The organism is Mesotoga sp. H07.pep.5.3 (genome assembly GCF_002752615.1).
GTDB lineage: Bacteria > Thermotogota > Thermotogae > Petrotogales > Kosmotogaceae > Mesotoga > Mesotoga prima.
Genome location: NZ_AYTV01000022.1, coordinates 204,701 through 219,152, shown reverse-complemented (window position 1 = coordinate 219,152; position 14,452 = coordinate 204,701). Strand labels below are relative to the sequence as shown.

Sequence of the window (14,452 nt, the reverse complement as noted above, 5' to 3'; positions counted from 1 at the left end):
TCGCATCTCCAAGGCCCAAAAGACTTATCGTGGCTTCTACGACAATTGCTCCCGGTACGTTGAGGGCCATTGAAGCGAAGGCGTAGGGGATAAGCAGAGGAACCATATGCTTGAAGATTATTCTCGTATTGGAGGCTCCAAGAGCCCTGGAGGCCTCAATATAAGTCTCTTCCTTGATCTGGAGTCCCATGCTCCTGACGGTCTTCACCGGTCCTACCCAGTAGAAGATGCACATTATTCCAATCATCACCCAGATATTAGGCTTAAAGACAGCGCTCATTACAATGAGTACGGGAAGCATGGGAACGCTTATGAATATCTCGAATATACGCTGCATTAAAGAATCCTTCCAGCCTCCAACATAAGCACTGATGACACCGTAAACGACACCTATGGAAACCGAAACAAGAGCCGTAAGGAGCCCGATCAGCATGGCCCATTTCACTCCAGCTATTACTCCACTCCAGATATCTCTCTTCGAGTTGTCCGTTCCCAGAATTCCATGCACCCTGCCCGCAATTTTCATTTCTGTGGAATCGATCAGGTCTGTTTCCTTCTGGAGAATCAGCGAGACCATTATTCTATACTCGCCTTTCAGGGCCTCCGGTTTGAATGGAACCGAATCCTCTACTTTGGAGAATATGATGTCTGTAGTTTTCATGGTCTGCTTCGAAATGCCTGTTGCAGCGTCAAGCCTCTTGAGGAAATTGTACGCTTCATTCAATGAGGTCTTGTCAATCGCGATTCTCAAGTCGTTTCCTTCAGTAACTTCCAAAGGCTTTCTCAGCAAGTCGATCTTTCTTCCATCAGGTCTTTCGATGGATATGATTGCTGTCGGATTCGCCTTACCAGAGGCTCTGAATATTATGTCGGAGGGAGCGACATCATACTGGAAGTCATATACGAAGGTCTCCTCTATAATTCTTATCGGGCCGGCGTTTTTCTCTTCCTTTTTTGCTGACTCAAGAGCTATGGATACTGCGCTCTTCTTTGAGGAGAATAGGTTTGTCCACTGAGGTGCGGCACTGGCCGGATTATCCTCCCAGTAGGTTATGTCCTTCCACCGTTGGTTTGCTCCTTCAAAAGGGAGAAGCAGAGGTTCAAAAAACAAAACCATTAGAAACAATCCAAGAAAGACGAGGCCTATCATCCCCGATTTGACCCTTCTAAATTCTTGCCAGAACTCGTTGAACGATGATTTCATATCTCCAATTCTCATATTCTGCCACCAACCTTGATCCTGGGATCAAGAAGACCGTACACCAGATCGAGGAGAACAAGACCACAAATATACAATCCTGTGGTTATCGCGAGATTTCCCATAAGGACCGGAACATCGTTCTGCTGAAGGGCGAACCAGAAGAGATTCCCCATTCCGGGCCAGTTGAAGATACCTTCAAAGACAATATTTCCTGACACAGAGGCAAGCAGTGCAAGAAGCGACATGGTGACGATTGGTGGGGCCGATGTTCTCATTGTGTGTCCGTAGAGAACCTTCCTTTCGGGAATGCCCCTTGCTCTTGCCGCCATTATATAGTCGTCCTGAAGAACTCCGAGAACGATATTTCGAGTAAGGAAGGCGCGCCCCCAAAATCCAATTACGACAAGAGTCATCACTGGAAGCGCCAAATGATAGAGAGCATCTAAGAAGAATGCTATTCCCTCTGGAGGAGGCGTAGCGTGAAGTCCACCAGAAGGAAATACTTTTAGTGTGTATGCGAAGAACATGATCAGTATCATGCCCAACCACCACGACGGCATACCGAAGACCACCATGGTTCCTACTGAAGTACTTTTGTCCAGTAACCCTCCGGCCTTTTGAGCCTTCTTCAGGCCAAGCCATATTCCAATAAAGATGTCGACGAGCATCGCTGTGCTGAAAAGAACAAGGGTTCTTGGTATCTTCTCGGAGACTATCGACCAGACATCCCGATCGCCTGCTGCAGAGCGTATGGAACTCGATTTTCCAAGGTTGAAGGTCAGGGTTGACCAGGTTCGCCACACTATCCTTTCGAAGATGGGCTTGTCCAGTCTGTAAAGGGCATACTTTTCTGCCCTTCTCATTTCGATGAAGTCTTGAATCTGTTGGGAGCTTCGGTTATCTAGGGCCATCAACTCTCCTCTAATTTCCTCATCGATCTGTCCTCGCAAGGTCTGTTCCATGACGGTGTTGAAAAGCGCAGAAAAGACGAAAATCAGTATGATGTAGATAAAGATGCCGTAGAAGACACGTTTCAACATGTATTTCCAGAACATATTCCACCTCAATAATGAAAGCGGCACCCTTTCGGGTACCGCTCTGCAGACATCAGTAAACTATGGTGGAAGTGACGGACGATGCCGGCACCGCACCTTCGAGTGAAGCGATTGCCAGAACGTTGTATGAGCCAGGTTCGAGATCTTCGATAGCTTCAGCGTTTATTACAGCTTCGAAAAGTCCCGGTTCGATCAAGATGGCGTCGAAAGTCATCTCTTTATCCGGAGTTATAAGTGTCACGACAACGCTTCCCCTGGATGCCTTGGATACCTCTTCAGATGGATAGGCAACCTCTGCGACTACTACCTTGACAGTCGTATCCATTCCCTTCATAATTATGGCCGGTACGTCTATAGAGTCGATTGAAAGCCTTACGGTTTTCAACATTTCCTTCCAGTAGTACGGTTCATATGGATAGGAAGGATCTCTAAAGGCCCTGCATTCCGCATAGTTCGCAGTTGGGTCGTATTTTGAAAGGTAGTATGGTCCATTGCTTATATACGCATGTCCATACTTGTCTATGAAGTCGATTGCGGCCTGGTATCTTGACTGAGCCTCTTCGACAGTTATCAGGCCCTTAAGAGAGTTAGGAACATGTCCCTCTTCTATTAGCTCGACAAGTTTCGCTCTTATGTCTTTCACGTGGTTCGGTACAAGGACATCGATCTGAGTGACAGCGGGATCGTTCCTGAAGGCATAGACCGTTCCAGATTGGCTGCCGTTGGCAACGATTTCCGCGAGGGCCTCGTATATTTCCCAGGAGACTATTACAAATGGCTGTCTGTGGACTCCAAGGAAAGGTGCTCCCCACTGTGCGGTTCTGTCGACGCTTGCAGGGAAGTTGTAATCGAAGTAGGTAGTGATTGTCCCGTCATCGTTTACAATATATCCCTTTATCGTGTCTTGTCCGCTTCTCATGTAATTCTCGTACGAAGCTTCGTAGTACTTGTCATTCTCTCCGTCTCTCGATATCCATTCATCAATGAATGCGAAGGCGTAGAGATAGTCGTTGACTGTTATGGGCTGGCCCTGGTGCATGTTGCCTCCGAGGAGGGTATATGTTCCCATCGACATTGACTTGACGCCCGGGCCGACTTCCTTCCACTGCTTGGTCTTGCTGTCGAATCTTATCGCATTTTCGGGAACGTCTATTGTACCAACGACGTCACCTTCCGAGTTTCGCTCGACCTTCGTGACTATGTCGTCATGTGTCCAGTTAACTCTGTAAGGGGTGTTTATAGCAGACGCCGGGCTCTCAAAAGAGCTGGGATCAGAGAGAATCGTTACGACATTTGCACTGTACGTGTCTGAGATTCCGTCAGGTCCTACAGGATCCCAGTTGGACATGAAGAGAGCTCCAACGGATGAGTACTGTGTGACAAAAAGCACCTTGTCATCGGTGACGGCCGTTTTGAGTGACCAGTCATTAACTCCGTCTCCGAGTCCGTATGCGAATCTGTCGAGAAGCCTCGCCGAATTGGCCGTATAGAAGCCGTCCTGATAGCAGACATAAATTCTAACTGCGTCTTTAAGTCCCATCTCCAGAGCCGTAAGAGAAAGGTCCCAGTACTCCTCTTCAGTTAAGAAGTTTCCTGTGTAGGCCCTATCTATGAGATCGTCCAGCTTTTCGTTTCTGAAATTCCAGAACCCTTCTGTCCCACGGCCGGGCATGTAGGATCCACCGGAAGCATACATCTGGCGTACTATGTGTTCCCAGAAGGCTCTTGTGGCGCCTGCGCTCCATGCTTCGGTGTAGAGGTTCCAGATCAGGTCTGCAGGATCGCTACCATAAGCTGTGTTGCTAGCTTTGGATCTTTCCCAGACCAGTCTGTCCACTGTTACCCCGGCCTTTTCAAGTTGAAGGGAGACGTATTCGGCCATCTTGACTCTAACGTTGGGGTCATCAGCCCTAATAACGAATTTAACCGTCAATGGCTCATTATCGAAATACCATTTGCCGTTACTGTTTACCAGTCTACCCTGATTCTCAGGAATCTTTGCGGCATCCTCAAGAGCTTTCTTCATAGCTTCGAGAGCTCTTGTCTCGTTGCCTTCAAAGCTTAACCCAAGTTTGTTTGCGACCAGACCGTATCTGTAGGTACCGGGTTGACCGGGGGTTGCCATAGACAACATCGGTCCTCCAGCGCCTCCAAGTATCTCGTCAACTATGTACTGCCTGTTGATCAAGTCGTTGAGAGCATACCTGAATTCGTTTATCGCCATTACGTTGAAGAAGTCCTTTCCGTCTACATTTGCGAAGTAAGGAGCTTCGTTCGGATATGGGTTTACGAAAAGAGCATAGGTTAGCGCTGGAACAGAGTAGATATCCATTTTGTCTCGTGTTGCCTTATCCATCCCCATTAACGTAGGACCGGAGACGCCTTCCATGAAAATGTCGGTGAGTCCTTCGGCAACGTCTCTGAGACCGAGTTCTTGAGACATCTTAACGTTGAAGTAGATGACGTCGGAGATTGGTCCCTTCTCGGTTGCAAAAACACCGCCACAGAGAACAATCATCGATGCGAGAAGGATTACGGTAAGTCTCTTACTCAATTTCTTTCGCCCCCTTTTTCATTTAGTTCTGTGCCTTTGCACAGAATATTCAGTTGTATATCAGTAAGAAATTTTCATTATAATCGCATAATTATAATTCTGGACAGAACTATAGTGCAAAAAGTAATCGATAATTTAATTACTTCGATAAAAAGAAAAAGATTATCAAAGCATTACGAAGTCTAACACAATAATTCCAAGAATGTCAAGCTCTTTGCTTCAATAATTAATGGAAAAATAATTAATTAGTTGTAGTGATTGATTATTTCAATATGAATTAGCGTGCAAATCAATAAATTAAACTATCCAAAAGCAAATTATCGATATAGTTCGGCAAGGTAATGAATAATTCCAACAATGGATTTTAATTCTTAAGGCAAATTATTCAATAGTGAGGGCGGAAATAAAGAGCTGAATCAAAGGAGATCATTACTACGAAGAAACCATTCTATCTCTTTTTCGTATTTCGCTGGATCGCTAACAAGGGCCATCGCATGGCCAGCATCGGGAACTATAAGTAGATGTTTGTTTGATTGTCTTTCACTGTACATCTTTTCGCTCATAAAGGTAGGGACGTAGTGGTCTTCTCCACCGTGAGCAAACATGATAGGAATGGAAGTCTCTCTTACTGATCTGATCGGGCTGACTTCCTTGAGATCGGCTCCAGTCATTATCCTAGCGAAGAGACGGGCGAGCCAGATGAATGGAACTCTTGGCAGATGAAAGTCCTCTCTCAACCTTATCGAGAGCAATTCTTCGAGGTCCGAAAAACCACAGTCGGCGACGCAGAAGTCGATCTCATCATCTAGAGAAAGATACTGAATTGCGATTGCGGCACCCATCGATTCCCCATGCAGACCTATTCTGGTCTTCTTGCCCAGTCTATCCAGGACCCAGTTTTTCACCGCAGCAAGATCATGTTTCTCGTAATAGCCCAGAGTCGTATTCGTGCCTCCGCTCTTTCCGTGATTTCTGTGGTCATATACGATGATGTTAAAGCCTAGCTTGTGAAAAATTTTCGCGTACTTTATGGAACCGAACAGCGAATAAGTGATACCGTGGCAGATAATTACAGCTCTTTCGGAATTGTCGTTCGGAATGAGTAACCCGTGAAGTTTGTATCCATACGGAGAATCAATCCAGACCTCCTCCTTTTCGATCTTTTCGAACCACTCCGGATCCATTCTGCCGTTTTCGACTTCGATGCGGTAGGTCTCTTCGTACGGGATTTGCCGCGGTTTCGTGACCTTGTTGGCAAAAACGGCACCGACGATGCCCAGAAATCCTACAACGATCAGCACCAATATTATCACTGTCATTTTTCTCCTCCAGTAGGAATTACCTTTTTTCAAAGTCCATGAACCCGTGTTCCATGGATGGCCGTTCAGTAACCCTCTTGATGTTTCCTCCGGAAAGCTTTATCGAAATCGATCCCTTCTCGATCTTCGTAAGGAATGCATTTAGCTGTGCTTTGCTGCCCTGAGCTACTACTCTCACCGAGCCATCGTCGAGGTTCTCTACATAACCAGTAATCCCATGTCTCGTAGCCAGACGCCTTATGAAGTTTCTCATGCCGACCTTCTGAACTCTTCCCTGAATAATTATCTCGATGGTTCTCAAACTGTGATTTCTCCCCTTGTGATTTAGAATATCATGTATAAAACAATTTTATCAGCAGAAAGTGTACTTGATCACTTTAAGCAGTAGTGGTTTTCATTAATCAAGGAAGTGTACTTTCTTGTTGCTCTTTCTAAGACTGGTTGTTGTCCTGAAGTTTTCGGTCATCAGAGTACGTCGACGATTACTTTTCAATCAAGGTACTCTTCAAGAGATTTCTGTTGGATATGATCTATAGAGGAGGGACAGAATGATAGTTATAGAGAAAATGAGGTCAGATGAGTTTAGCGTATATCTGAGAAAACTTGTTGAAAACTACGCGGTAGAGAATGTGAAATCCGGAAGATGGGAAGAGAAAAGCGCACTAGAAAAATCGAAGAGAGAGGTCGATTCATTGCTGACTGACGGACTGAACACAGAGAACCACGAACTGCTGAATCTTAAGGAAAAGGATACAGGCAAGAAGATCGGCTGTGTCTGGCTACATATCTTCCCGGGAATGGAGAAGAAGGGATTCATCTATGATTTCGTAATCGATGAGGCATTCAGGGGAAAAAGCTACGGGAAAGAGAGCTTGAAGGCGCTTGAGGAATATGCTTCAAAACTAGGAGTGGAAGACCTTTCGCTCCATGTTTTCGCACATAACACCGTGGCGGTTGCTCTATATAGGAAGATGGGGTATGAAGTTACCAGCTTGAATATGGCAAAGCATATAGGGGGGAAATAAAAAAGAGAGGAAACTTCCTCTCTTTTCTGGCAGGCGAGGAGGGCCTCGAACCCCCGACCTACGATTTTGGAGACCGTCGCTCTGCCAATTGAGCTACTCGCCTACAAAGACGATTATAGCGGAATCAATACTCCTTTTCAAGAGGAGAGGATAATTGCCAGCACGATCGAAATTAGAAATAGAACGAGATAGGAAGAGAGAGCCGAATCGATCCTCTCGAAATAAACCGGCAGAGGTTTGAGAAACTTGCGAAGCAGAAGATATGCGGCTACTCCCGCAATAACGGCAAATAATGATTCGAACATATATATTTCGAAACCGATAATCCCGTGTACGATTATGACTCCGGACAAAATGGAGTAAGCCGCAACGGTATTCGCGGCAGGCCGCGAGGAAGATTTTCCGGGTTTGAGAAAGATGAATTTCGAGAAGCTCATGGCCGTTCCAACGGAAGCAATGAGGAGCAGTATCTTCAACGAGGGACAACAAGCGCCGTGTATGATGATCTCCTTCGTCACACATCCGGATGTCATTGGAAATCCCGCGATTGCGAGCGAACCGATCAACAGAAAAGCGTACTCGACCCTCGTGATCTTCCCCGACCACTTTGTATACTCCTTTGTACCGAGTCTTTCCGAAATATTTCCGACGACCAGAAAAAGGAGCGTTTTGAATATTGCATGGCTGAAGCCGTGCCAGGCAGAGGACTTGTCACAATTCACAAGCATGAATCCAACTTGAGAGATAGTGTGATATGCTAGCACCCTCTTGGCGTTCTTTGAATTGACTGCGAATACGACGCCGACAATTGCGCTTACGATTCCTATGAACATATAGGTATCTCTCATCCAGCCGAAAGAGGAATAGGTTATGAACCTTATCGATAAATAGACATCAAGTTTGACAATAAGACCGGATAGTATTGGAGACACTTCGATTGGCGCATTGGAATGAGCATCCGGAAGCCACATTGAGAAAAAGAAAAGACCGGACTTGACGGCCAGCCCCCCAAAGATCAGAACTGTTGCGATAGTCGAAACCTGTTCGAGACTATCCATCGCAAATGAACCCGTTTCCATATAGACGATTCCGATTCCTAGTAGATAGAAGTTCAGACCTAGTGAAGAGAGGAGCAGATACTTCAGACTGGCCCAGGCCTGACGGGGCTTCTTCTCGTAGGAAATTAGGATAAAGGAAATTATCGATGCGAGTTCAACGGTTACGAAAATACTGAAAAGGTCTCTCGAAAGGAATATTGAATTTAGAGTTCCGTAAAGTATGAGGATCAAGGCATAGAAAAAACCGTCATAACCCTTCTTGATAGAATTCAAAATCACCGCGAGCATAACGACAAAAGTCGATAGCAGAAAGGGGATTGCTAATTCATCTATCGCAAGTTCAATTCCAAGTGAACCCCAGTTCCCTATGTCTATCGAAGCGTTGTCAAAGATAACAAATGGAAGGACGCTTCCACCGACTAAAGCCGTAACAATGGCAATGATCAGGCTGACGTTCTTTCTCTTCTTCAATACAAGGCAGATAACGCCTCCGAGAACGGGCAGGAAGACTAATGCTATCATTTTTCCTCCCTCTCGAAAATCATTTCGATAGTCTCGACATTCATTGTGTGATACTTGTTGTAAATTATGATCGCAAATACGAGCGAAAGACAGAGCAATGCAAATGAAATTACGATTCCGGTAATTATTACGGCCTGGGGAATGGGGTCTGCATAGACTGCATTAGAAAAGTCACCGCTGATTATGGGGGGAATTATCCCTCCTCTGGCCGAAATTCCGGTATACATAAGATTTACGGAAGTCTCTACTATACCAAGGGACAAGATTTTCTTTATTATGTTTTTCGAGAGAATCATGCCCACTGCTCCGACCAGCATTCCAATTATCGAGAAATAGATTACGAGAATTCCCGTCATAATGTTCCCCGTCTGTTTATGAACTCGCTGGACATCTTCCAGGCGCCTGCATATACTTTGATTCCTATCAATATATTCATCATAGGTATTAGTCCACCGCTGAAAACCGAACCGAATCCAGCCTCAGATAGTATTTGTGCGTGAACCTCCGGAAAGATTATGATGAAACATGAAAACGCAAAAATAAGAATAAGGCTTACGTTCTCCAGTATATTTACCTTGAAGATCTCATAATGAAGACTCGCTCTCCTGAAACTCGAAGTGAGTCCATAGGTGACAACGCCCGTTGCGAGAACTACTCCACCAACAAATCCTCCACCGGGGCTTATGTGACCGTTTATCACAACATATAGGAAGAGCGTTATGGACAGTGCAGCCAGTCCACCGCTGTAAACAGTAACCGTTCCGAATACCTGCTGACCCTCGTCGCTATTAACGGGAAGCGAAGTAAAAAGGCTTGCAACACCAAATGCAGTTATCGTGAAGACTATTATCTCGAAAATAGTGTCATAGAGTCTTGTTTCAAGATAAACGCTTGTGACTAAATTGGGCACGTTTACTCGATTCACTATTTCTTCGATCGGCTCTGGAATACTGCCGAACGGATCAAAGGAAAAAAGAACGATCATGAAGATGGTTATCAGAGCTATGATTCCCGCGATCTTCACAGATACCGCCCCACAATCTCCTCAATGTTTCCCGAAGATCTTATGAACTCCAGTCCTTCAAGGATATCCTTTTCGAGATCAGGTGAATTCGTCGATACGACAAAGACATAGCTGCTCTTTCTCAGAAACTCAGGCGTTGGAGAAAGGGAGTTTCTGCTCAAGTGCTTCAGTCTCACAAAATCGATTTCCTCTCCATTGCACAGGAAGATCGAAGTTTCCAAATAGGGAATGCCCTTCGTCCTGCCGGTAACATCGTCTTCTGTAAGCGCTCCGCAAATCAAATCTATATCATGGTTCTCTATCGCTATCAATGCCTCTTCCTTGCTGGAAAACTTCACAGGTTCGAGATGATAACCCTCTTTCTCATCGACAAGCTGGATTATCTCCCACTCCAGACCCCTGAATCCAGAGGGTGTCTCTTCAATCATCGACGGTACCTCGACAATGCCGAGACGAACACGGCGCTGCTTCTTGAGCGCCATTATGTAGACGATCAGAACAAGGGCTACCCCGACCGAAAATTGAGTCATGGCAACATCCGGTGCTCCAATTATCATCATTATTATGGCTGACAGAGAACCGACAATCCCAAACCAGATTACGCTTTGGAAATTGGTTTTCGATGAAAGGACTATTATCGCACTGACAATATATAAAGAGCTGATTGCGACTATGACAAAGCTCATTTCTCTCTTCCCCCTGAGTTTATGAAAGCTCTTGCAATAACGTGTGTCACGAGAGGTCCCGTAACCATTAGAGCAACTATGAACGCGAGCATTTCAATTATCGTCAGGAGACCGAAGAAAAACGCCGAGATCACTAGGAATATCAGGCCAACCGTATCGGCTATGGTCAGGAAATGAAGTGTACCAATTATCGTGTGTGCAAAAACCGCCCTGAGAGTACCGGCAACAACGAAGAAAAGCCCAGGGATCAGAATTATGTAGGCGATTATTTTCATCATCTGCGCACTCCCATATAATAAGCTGCGATAATCGTTCCGCTTGTGTTGAGTATAAGGAATAGAAGAGCAACACTCGAGATGAAATCGACGCTTGTTACCATCTCAATGAAAATTATACCTATTAGAAGTCTTGTGGAGATAGCAGAATAAGCCACAAGAAGCCTCCAGGGATTACTGCCTGCGGCGAACCACACAAGCATTACAATGGAGGAGATAGTTGCAGCCATGGTGATGTAAAAAGTCACTTCTTCACCTCATGAATCAGCAATCCTTCCCTGTCTTTCGAGATGACTATTTCCTCAGGGGTCATCGTTATAGAGATGATCTTGCCAAACTCCACAATTCTGTTTTCCGGAGATTTCTCACTCCTGACCGTGAAGACGGGTCTTGAGAAGATAAGTCTGAACGCTTGAAATACGGCTATTGGCAAGGCAAGAATAATCTTGAAAGCCGTGGCAAAAACGGGGCCGGAACGAATGAGTCTAGATGATATATATTGAGGAAGAACGGAAACTAACACTCCCGAAACTACTGAGGCCAGAGTGAATCTGCCAAAAAAAGTGATCCACAAAAAGAAAGAGATTGTGAAAATCATCTAGTCCCACCTCAGAGGTTTCGCCCTGTAGCCTTCATTCGACTCGAAGTGCTGCATCCAACCGGTGAGGCCAAACGCATCTATCACGTTCAGCGCGTGATCGTACTCTTCTTCCGAAATTCTTCTCGATAGCTCATAGTATTCTCTCGCCCTGTAAACAGGTCGATACTGTGACATAAGCGATATGGGAACGGATGAAGATAATTCAAAAGCAACAAACTCCGCCATTTCTTCAGTGCCTGCTATTCCTTCAGGTAGAACAAGATGTCTGACGATAACTCCTCGCATGTTTTCTTCTCTGAAAGAGCCTGTTTGCCTGAACATCTCCTTAACTGCCTTCTTTGTGACAGTCCAGTAGTCGGGAACAAGGGAGTATTTCTTTCCAACCTCATCGTCGGTGTATCTTATGTCTGTGAGGTATATGTCCACGATTCCATCGAGAAGCAGCAGTGTACTCACTTCTTCATAGCCGCTTGTGTTGAACACTACCGGAAGAGAAAAGCCCTCCTTAAGAGCAAGTTCGTAAGCTTTGAGAAAGCCATACAGATTTGGAGTCGGAGTGACGAGATCGATGCAAGCGGCCCCTTCCTCCTGAATCTTCATAAAGTGTCGTGATAGCTCTTCAAAAGAAAAGACCTTGCCTGAATTCTTCTGACTGAAGGCGAAGTTTTGACAGTAGAGGCAGCTCATTGAACAGCCACTGAAAAAGATCGCACCTGCACCGCCTTCCTTCACCAAAGGTGGTTCTTCCCCGAAGTGGAGAACAGTTGCCGAGACTCTTGGTTCGATCCTTTGCATGCAGAAACCAGGAACCTCGAACCTGTTTATACGACACTTCTTGGGGCACAGGTCACACGAGTGCAGCCTTTCACGAGTGTTTTCTATTGCTTTTTGCACTTTGACAAGTCTTTCTGCGTTTGAATCCATCCAACCCATTCCTTTTCTTCACTCTTGAGAGTTGACGGAAGACCGTCAGCTGAGATTAGTCACGCAAATTCGAGTCTACGGTAACTGAGATTGCGTTTGGGCTATGGAAGAGAAAAGGAACACTTCGAACAAGTTCGCCTAACCATCAACCCATAACGCACAACCAATCTAACTCGTCCTGAGAGTCTTACACCCCTTAATCTGAACTTGTTTCAGCATTGCGCCCCCAAGAACCGCTGTGCGCTTAAAAGGGGAGAACCCGCTGAGCGCTGAACCAAAGAATCCGTCTGAACTTGATTCAGAATCTCGATGATGTTCTCTTGTTGAATGTCAGTAACGAGCTTACTTCATTGCCATTAGAACAGGTCTCCTTTCTTTTTCTTGCAACTTGCATCTAGGAACTCACAACCGTTCTTCTCGGAGAACGGTGAACCGCTCAACGGAGAACCGGTTTTCTTTCTCTTCCGACCTCCAACCACCAACCCCTAACCTCGTTTTTGTGTTTTCTTCTTACAACTCACAACTTGGAACTTGCAACTGGTTTTTTGCTCTTCCGACCTCCAACCACCATCCTCAAACCCCGGCCTTTACAACTCACAGCTTGCAACTTGGAACTGATCCTTTGGTCTTCCTATCCCCACTGCTACCCGCAACTCCGGTCTTCATTCTTCGTCGGGATAGAAGGTTATCTTCGCTCCCAGTGTTCTCAATTTCTCCTGAAACCTCTCATACCCTCTGAAGAGATGGGTAACGTTGTTAATTATTGTTTCTCCATCGGCCGCCAGTCCTGCTATCACAAGTGCAGCGCCGGCTCTTATGTCAGGGGCTACGACCTCTGCTCCACTGAGTTTATCGACGCCGCATATGTTAGCGTGGCTACTCGATACTTTGATTCTTGCTCCCATTCGATTTAGTTCATCTACGTATCCAAATCTGTTTTCAAAGACGTTCTCCTCTATAACGGATGTGCCTTCGACCGTTGCCAGCACGGCAGTTATTATCGGCTGGAGGTCAGTAGGAAATCCAGGGTATGGTTCCGACGATATTCTTACCGGCTTCAGCGGTCCCTTCCAGAAGGCGTGCAAATAGTCTTGGTCTTTCTCTATACCTGCTCCCATCTCCTCAAGAATACTCAGGAGAGAAATCAGGTGGTCCGACCTTGTTCCGTGAATCTTTACGTCGCCTTTGGTGGCAATTGTTCCAAGGAGATAAGTGCCCGTTTCAATTCTGTCGGGAATAACCGAGTATTCCGATCCATGGAGATTTCTAACTCCGGTAATCTTTATGGTAGGTGTCGAGGCACCGGCAATCTGTGCGCCACACGCATTAAGGAAGTTCTGGAGATCCGATATTTCTGGCTCGCGGGCAGCATTCTCAATCGTTATCTTGCTTCCCTCCATTAGAGCCGCCGTGGTCATGAGCTGCTCGGTTGCACCAACACTGGGAAAGGGGAGCGCATAGACAATCTCTTTTTCAAAACTGTTGGGAATGACGGCCATGACGTCTCCATGTTCCTCCGTTATTCTGAAACCAAAGGCCTCGAGACCCTTCAGATGAAAGTCGACGGGACGCTGACCGATGTTGCAGCCACCGGGTTTTCCTACCTTTGCCCACCCGCAGATCATGGTAAGAGGGCCAATTATATTGAATGAGGCCCTCATTTTCTTTACAAGCTCATACGGAACGTTTCCCACTAGTATTTCCCCTGGCATTACCGTTACCGTCTCGTTTTCGAATGAGACTGTCTTTCCAATCTGCTGAAGTATGGAAATCATTGTTTGAACATCGCGCAGTTCAGGGACATTTTTTATTACTACCGGTTCTTCGATCATGACAGTCGCTGCCAGAATAGGCAAAACTGAATTCTTGGAGCCGCTTGCCTTTATCTCGCCTTTGAGACTTGTGTTTCCCATAACAACGAGCTGGCTCATAATAACCCTCCAATCATCTTATCGTGTGAAAAAGACTTGACCGCACTATTATTCTATCAGAGGAAGAGGTTGCAAGAATGTCCATAGAATTCAGAGACTTTATTGACGCATTGCCTTTTTGTACGTGCGAAGCCGTATTCTAAGCTCTGCAACTTCACCCGTACGATCGGGCATGAACTCTCCCGCGCTTGACGGATCAGGTTCGCTCTGGCTGATCAGGAATCCTTCCTCGGATATTGACATCTCTTGAGGAAGAAATGGTGGGGCCGGTTCCAAG

At 45.9% G+C, this 14,452-nt stretch carries 15 protein-coding genes and 1 tRNA gene; 1 reads left to right on the top strand and 15 read right to left on the bottom strand.

The window, feature by feature from the left end; genetic code table 11:
- The 5 genes from V513_RS10145 to V513_RS10125 form a co-directional block, all read right to left on the bottom strand.
- Window positions 1-1,219: ABC transporter permease (locus V513_RS10145; RefSeq protein ID WP_099772652.1), on the bottom strand; the 1,219-nt coding region annotated here is incomplete at its 3' end.
- Window positions 1,216-2,256 (bottom strand): ABC transporter permease, encoded by a 1,041-nt coding sequence (locus V513_RS10140; protein WP_014731772.1) that lies wholly within the window; start codon window positions 2,254-2,256, stop codon window positions 1,216-1,218. The genes V513_RS10140 and V513_RS10145, both read right to left, overlap by 4 nt.
- Before the next feature lie 52 nt (window positions 2,257-2,308).
- The gene (locus V513_RS10135) at window positions 2,309-4,810 is read right to left on the bottom strand and encodes an ABC transporter substrate-binding protein (RefSeq protein ID WP_099772651.1); all 2,502 of its coding nucleotides are present in this window, start codon (window positions 4,808-4,810) and stop codon (window positions 2,309-2,311) included.
- A gap of 416 nt (window positions 4,811-5,226) precedes the next feature.
- Window positions 5,227-6,129: an alpha/beta hydrolase gene (locus tag V513_RS10130; protein ID WP_099772650.1), complete on the bottom strand. Its 903-nt coding sequence runs from the start codon at window positions 6,127-6,129 to the stop codon at window positions 5,227-5,229.
- A 19-nt stretch (window positions 6,130-6,148) separates the two neighbouring features.
- A complete protein-coding gene (locus V513_RS10125; RefSeq protein WP_099772649.1) occupies window positions 6,149-6,430 on the bottom strand; it encodes an acylphosphatase in 282 nt (93 codons plus the stop codon).
- Window positions 6,431-6,677: 247 nt separating this feature from the next.
- Between V513_RS10125 and V513_RS10120 the strand changes: the two genes are divergently transcribed.
- Window positions 6,678-7,154 (top strand): GNAT family N-acetyltransferase, encoded by a 477-nt coding sequence (locus V513_RS10120; RefSeq protein ID WP_006489927.1) that lies wholly within the window; start codon window positions 6,678-6,680, stop codon window positions 7,152-7,154.
- Window positions 7,155-7,181: 27 nt separating this feature from the next.
- Here V513_RS10120 and V513_RS10115 read toward each other — a convergent pair.
- The 10 genes from V513_RS10115 to murA all read right to left on the bottom strand — a co-directional run bounded on the left by V513_RS10115 (window position 7,182) and on the right by murA (window position 14,175).
- Window positions 7,182-7,257 (bottom strand) — tRNA-Trp (locus V513_RS10115).
- A gap of 34 nt (window positions 7,258-7,291) precedes the next feature.
- Complete coding sequence (locus V513_RS10110; protein ID WP_099772648.1) at window positions 7,292-8,734, bottom strand: proton-conducting transporter transmembrane domain-containing protein; 1,443 nt, start codon at window positions 8,732-8,734, stop codon at window positions 7,292-7,294.
- Window positions 8,731-9,090, bottom strand: coding sequence for a sodium:proton antiporter (locus V513_RS10105; protein ID WP_014731767.1), 360 nt, complete (start codon window positions 9,088-9,090; stop codon window positions 8,731-8,733). The genes V513_RS10110 and V513_RS10105 overlap by 4 nt, the downstream gene beginning before the upstream one ends.
- The gene (locus V513_RS10100; protein WP_099772647.1) at window positions 9,087-9,758 is read right to left on the bottom strand and encodes an MnhB domain-containing protein; all 672 of its coding nucleotides are present in this window, start codon (window positions 9,756-9,758) and stop codon (window positions 9,087-9,089) included. Before V513_RS10100 ends, V513_RS10105 begins: the two co-directional genes overlap by 4 nt.
- Window positions 9,755-10,444, bottom strand: coding sequence for a hydrogenase subunit MbhD domain-containing protein (locus V513_RS10095; RefSeq protein ID WP_099772646.1), 690 nt, complete (start codon window positions 10,442-10,444; stop codon window positions 9,755-9,757). The genes V513_RS10100 and V513_RS10095 overlap by 4 nt, the downstream gene beginning before the upstream one ends.
- On the bottom strand, window positions 10,441-10,722 hold the full coding sequence (locus V513_RS10090; RefSeq protein ID WP_099772645.1) for a monovalent cation/H(+) antiporter subunit G: 282 nt from the start codon (window positions 10,720-10,722) through the stop codon (window positions 10,441-10,443). Before V513_RS10090 ends, V513_RS10095 begins: the two co-directional genes overlap by 4 nt.
- Window positions 10,719-10,967 carry a hypothetical protein gene (locus V513_RS10085; protein WP_099772644.1) on the bottom strand — a complete coding sequence of 83 codons (249 nt, stop codon included), beginning with the start codon at window positions 10,965-10,967 and terminating at the stop codon, window positions 10,719-10,721. Before V513_RS10085 ends, V513_RS10090 begins: the two co-directional genes overlap by 4 nt.
- Window positions 10,964-11,317, bottom strand: coding sequence for a hypothetical protein (locus tag V513_RS10080; protein ID WP_014731763.1), 354 nt, complete (start codon window positions 11,315-11,317; stop codon window positions 10,964-10,966). The genes V513_RS10085 and V513_RS10080 overlap by 4 nt, the downstream gene beginning before the upstream one ends.
- On the bottom strand, window positions 11,318-12,115 hold the full coding sequence (locus V513_RS10075; protein WP_236609163.1) for a radical SAM protein: 798 nt from the start codon (window positions 12,113-12,115) through the stop codon (window positions 11,318-11,320).
- Window positions 12,116-12,906: 791 nt separating this feature from the next.
- Complete coding sequence (murA, locus tag V513_RS10070) at window positions 12,907-14,175, bottom strand: UDP-N-acetylglucosamine 1-carboxyvinyltransferase (RefSeq protein ID WP_099772643.1); 1,269 nt, start codon at window positions 14,173-14,175, stop codon at window positions 12,907-12,909.
- Between the last annotated feature and the right edge of the window lie 277 nt (window positions 14,176-14,452).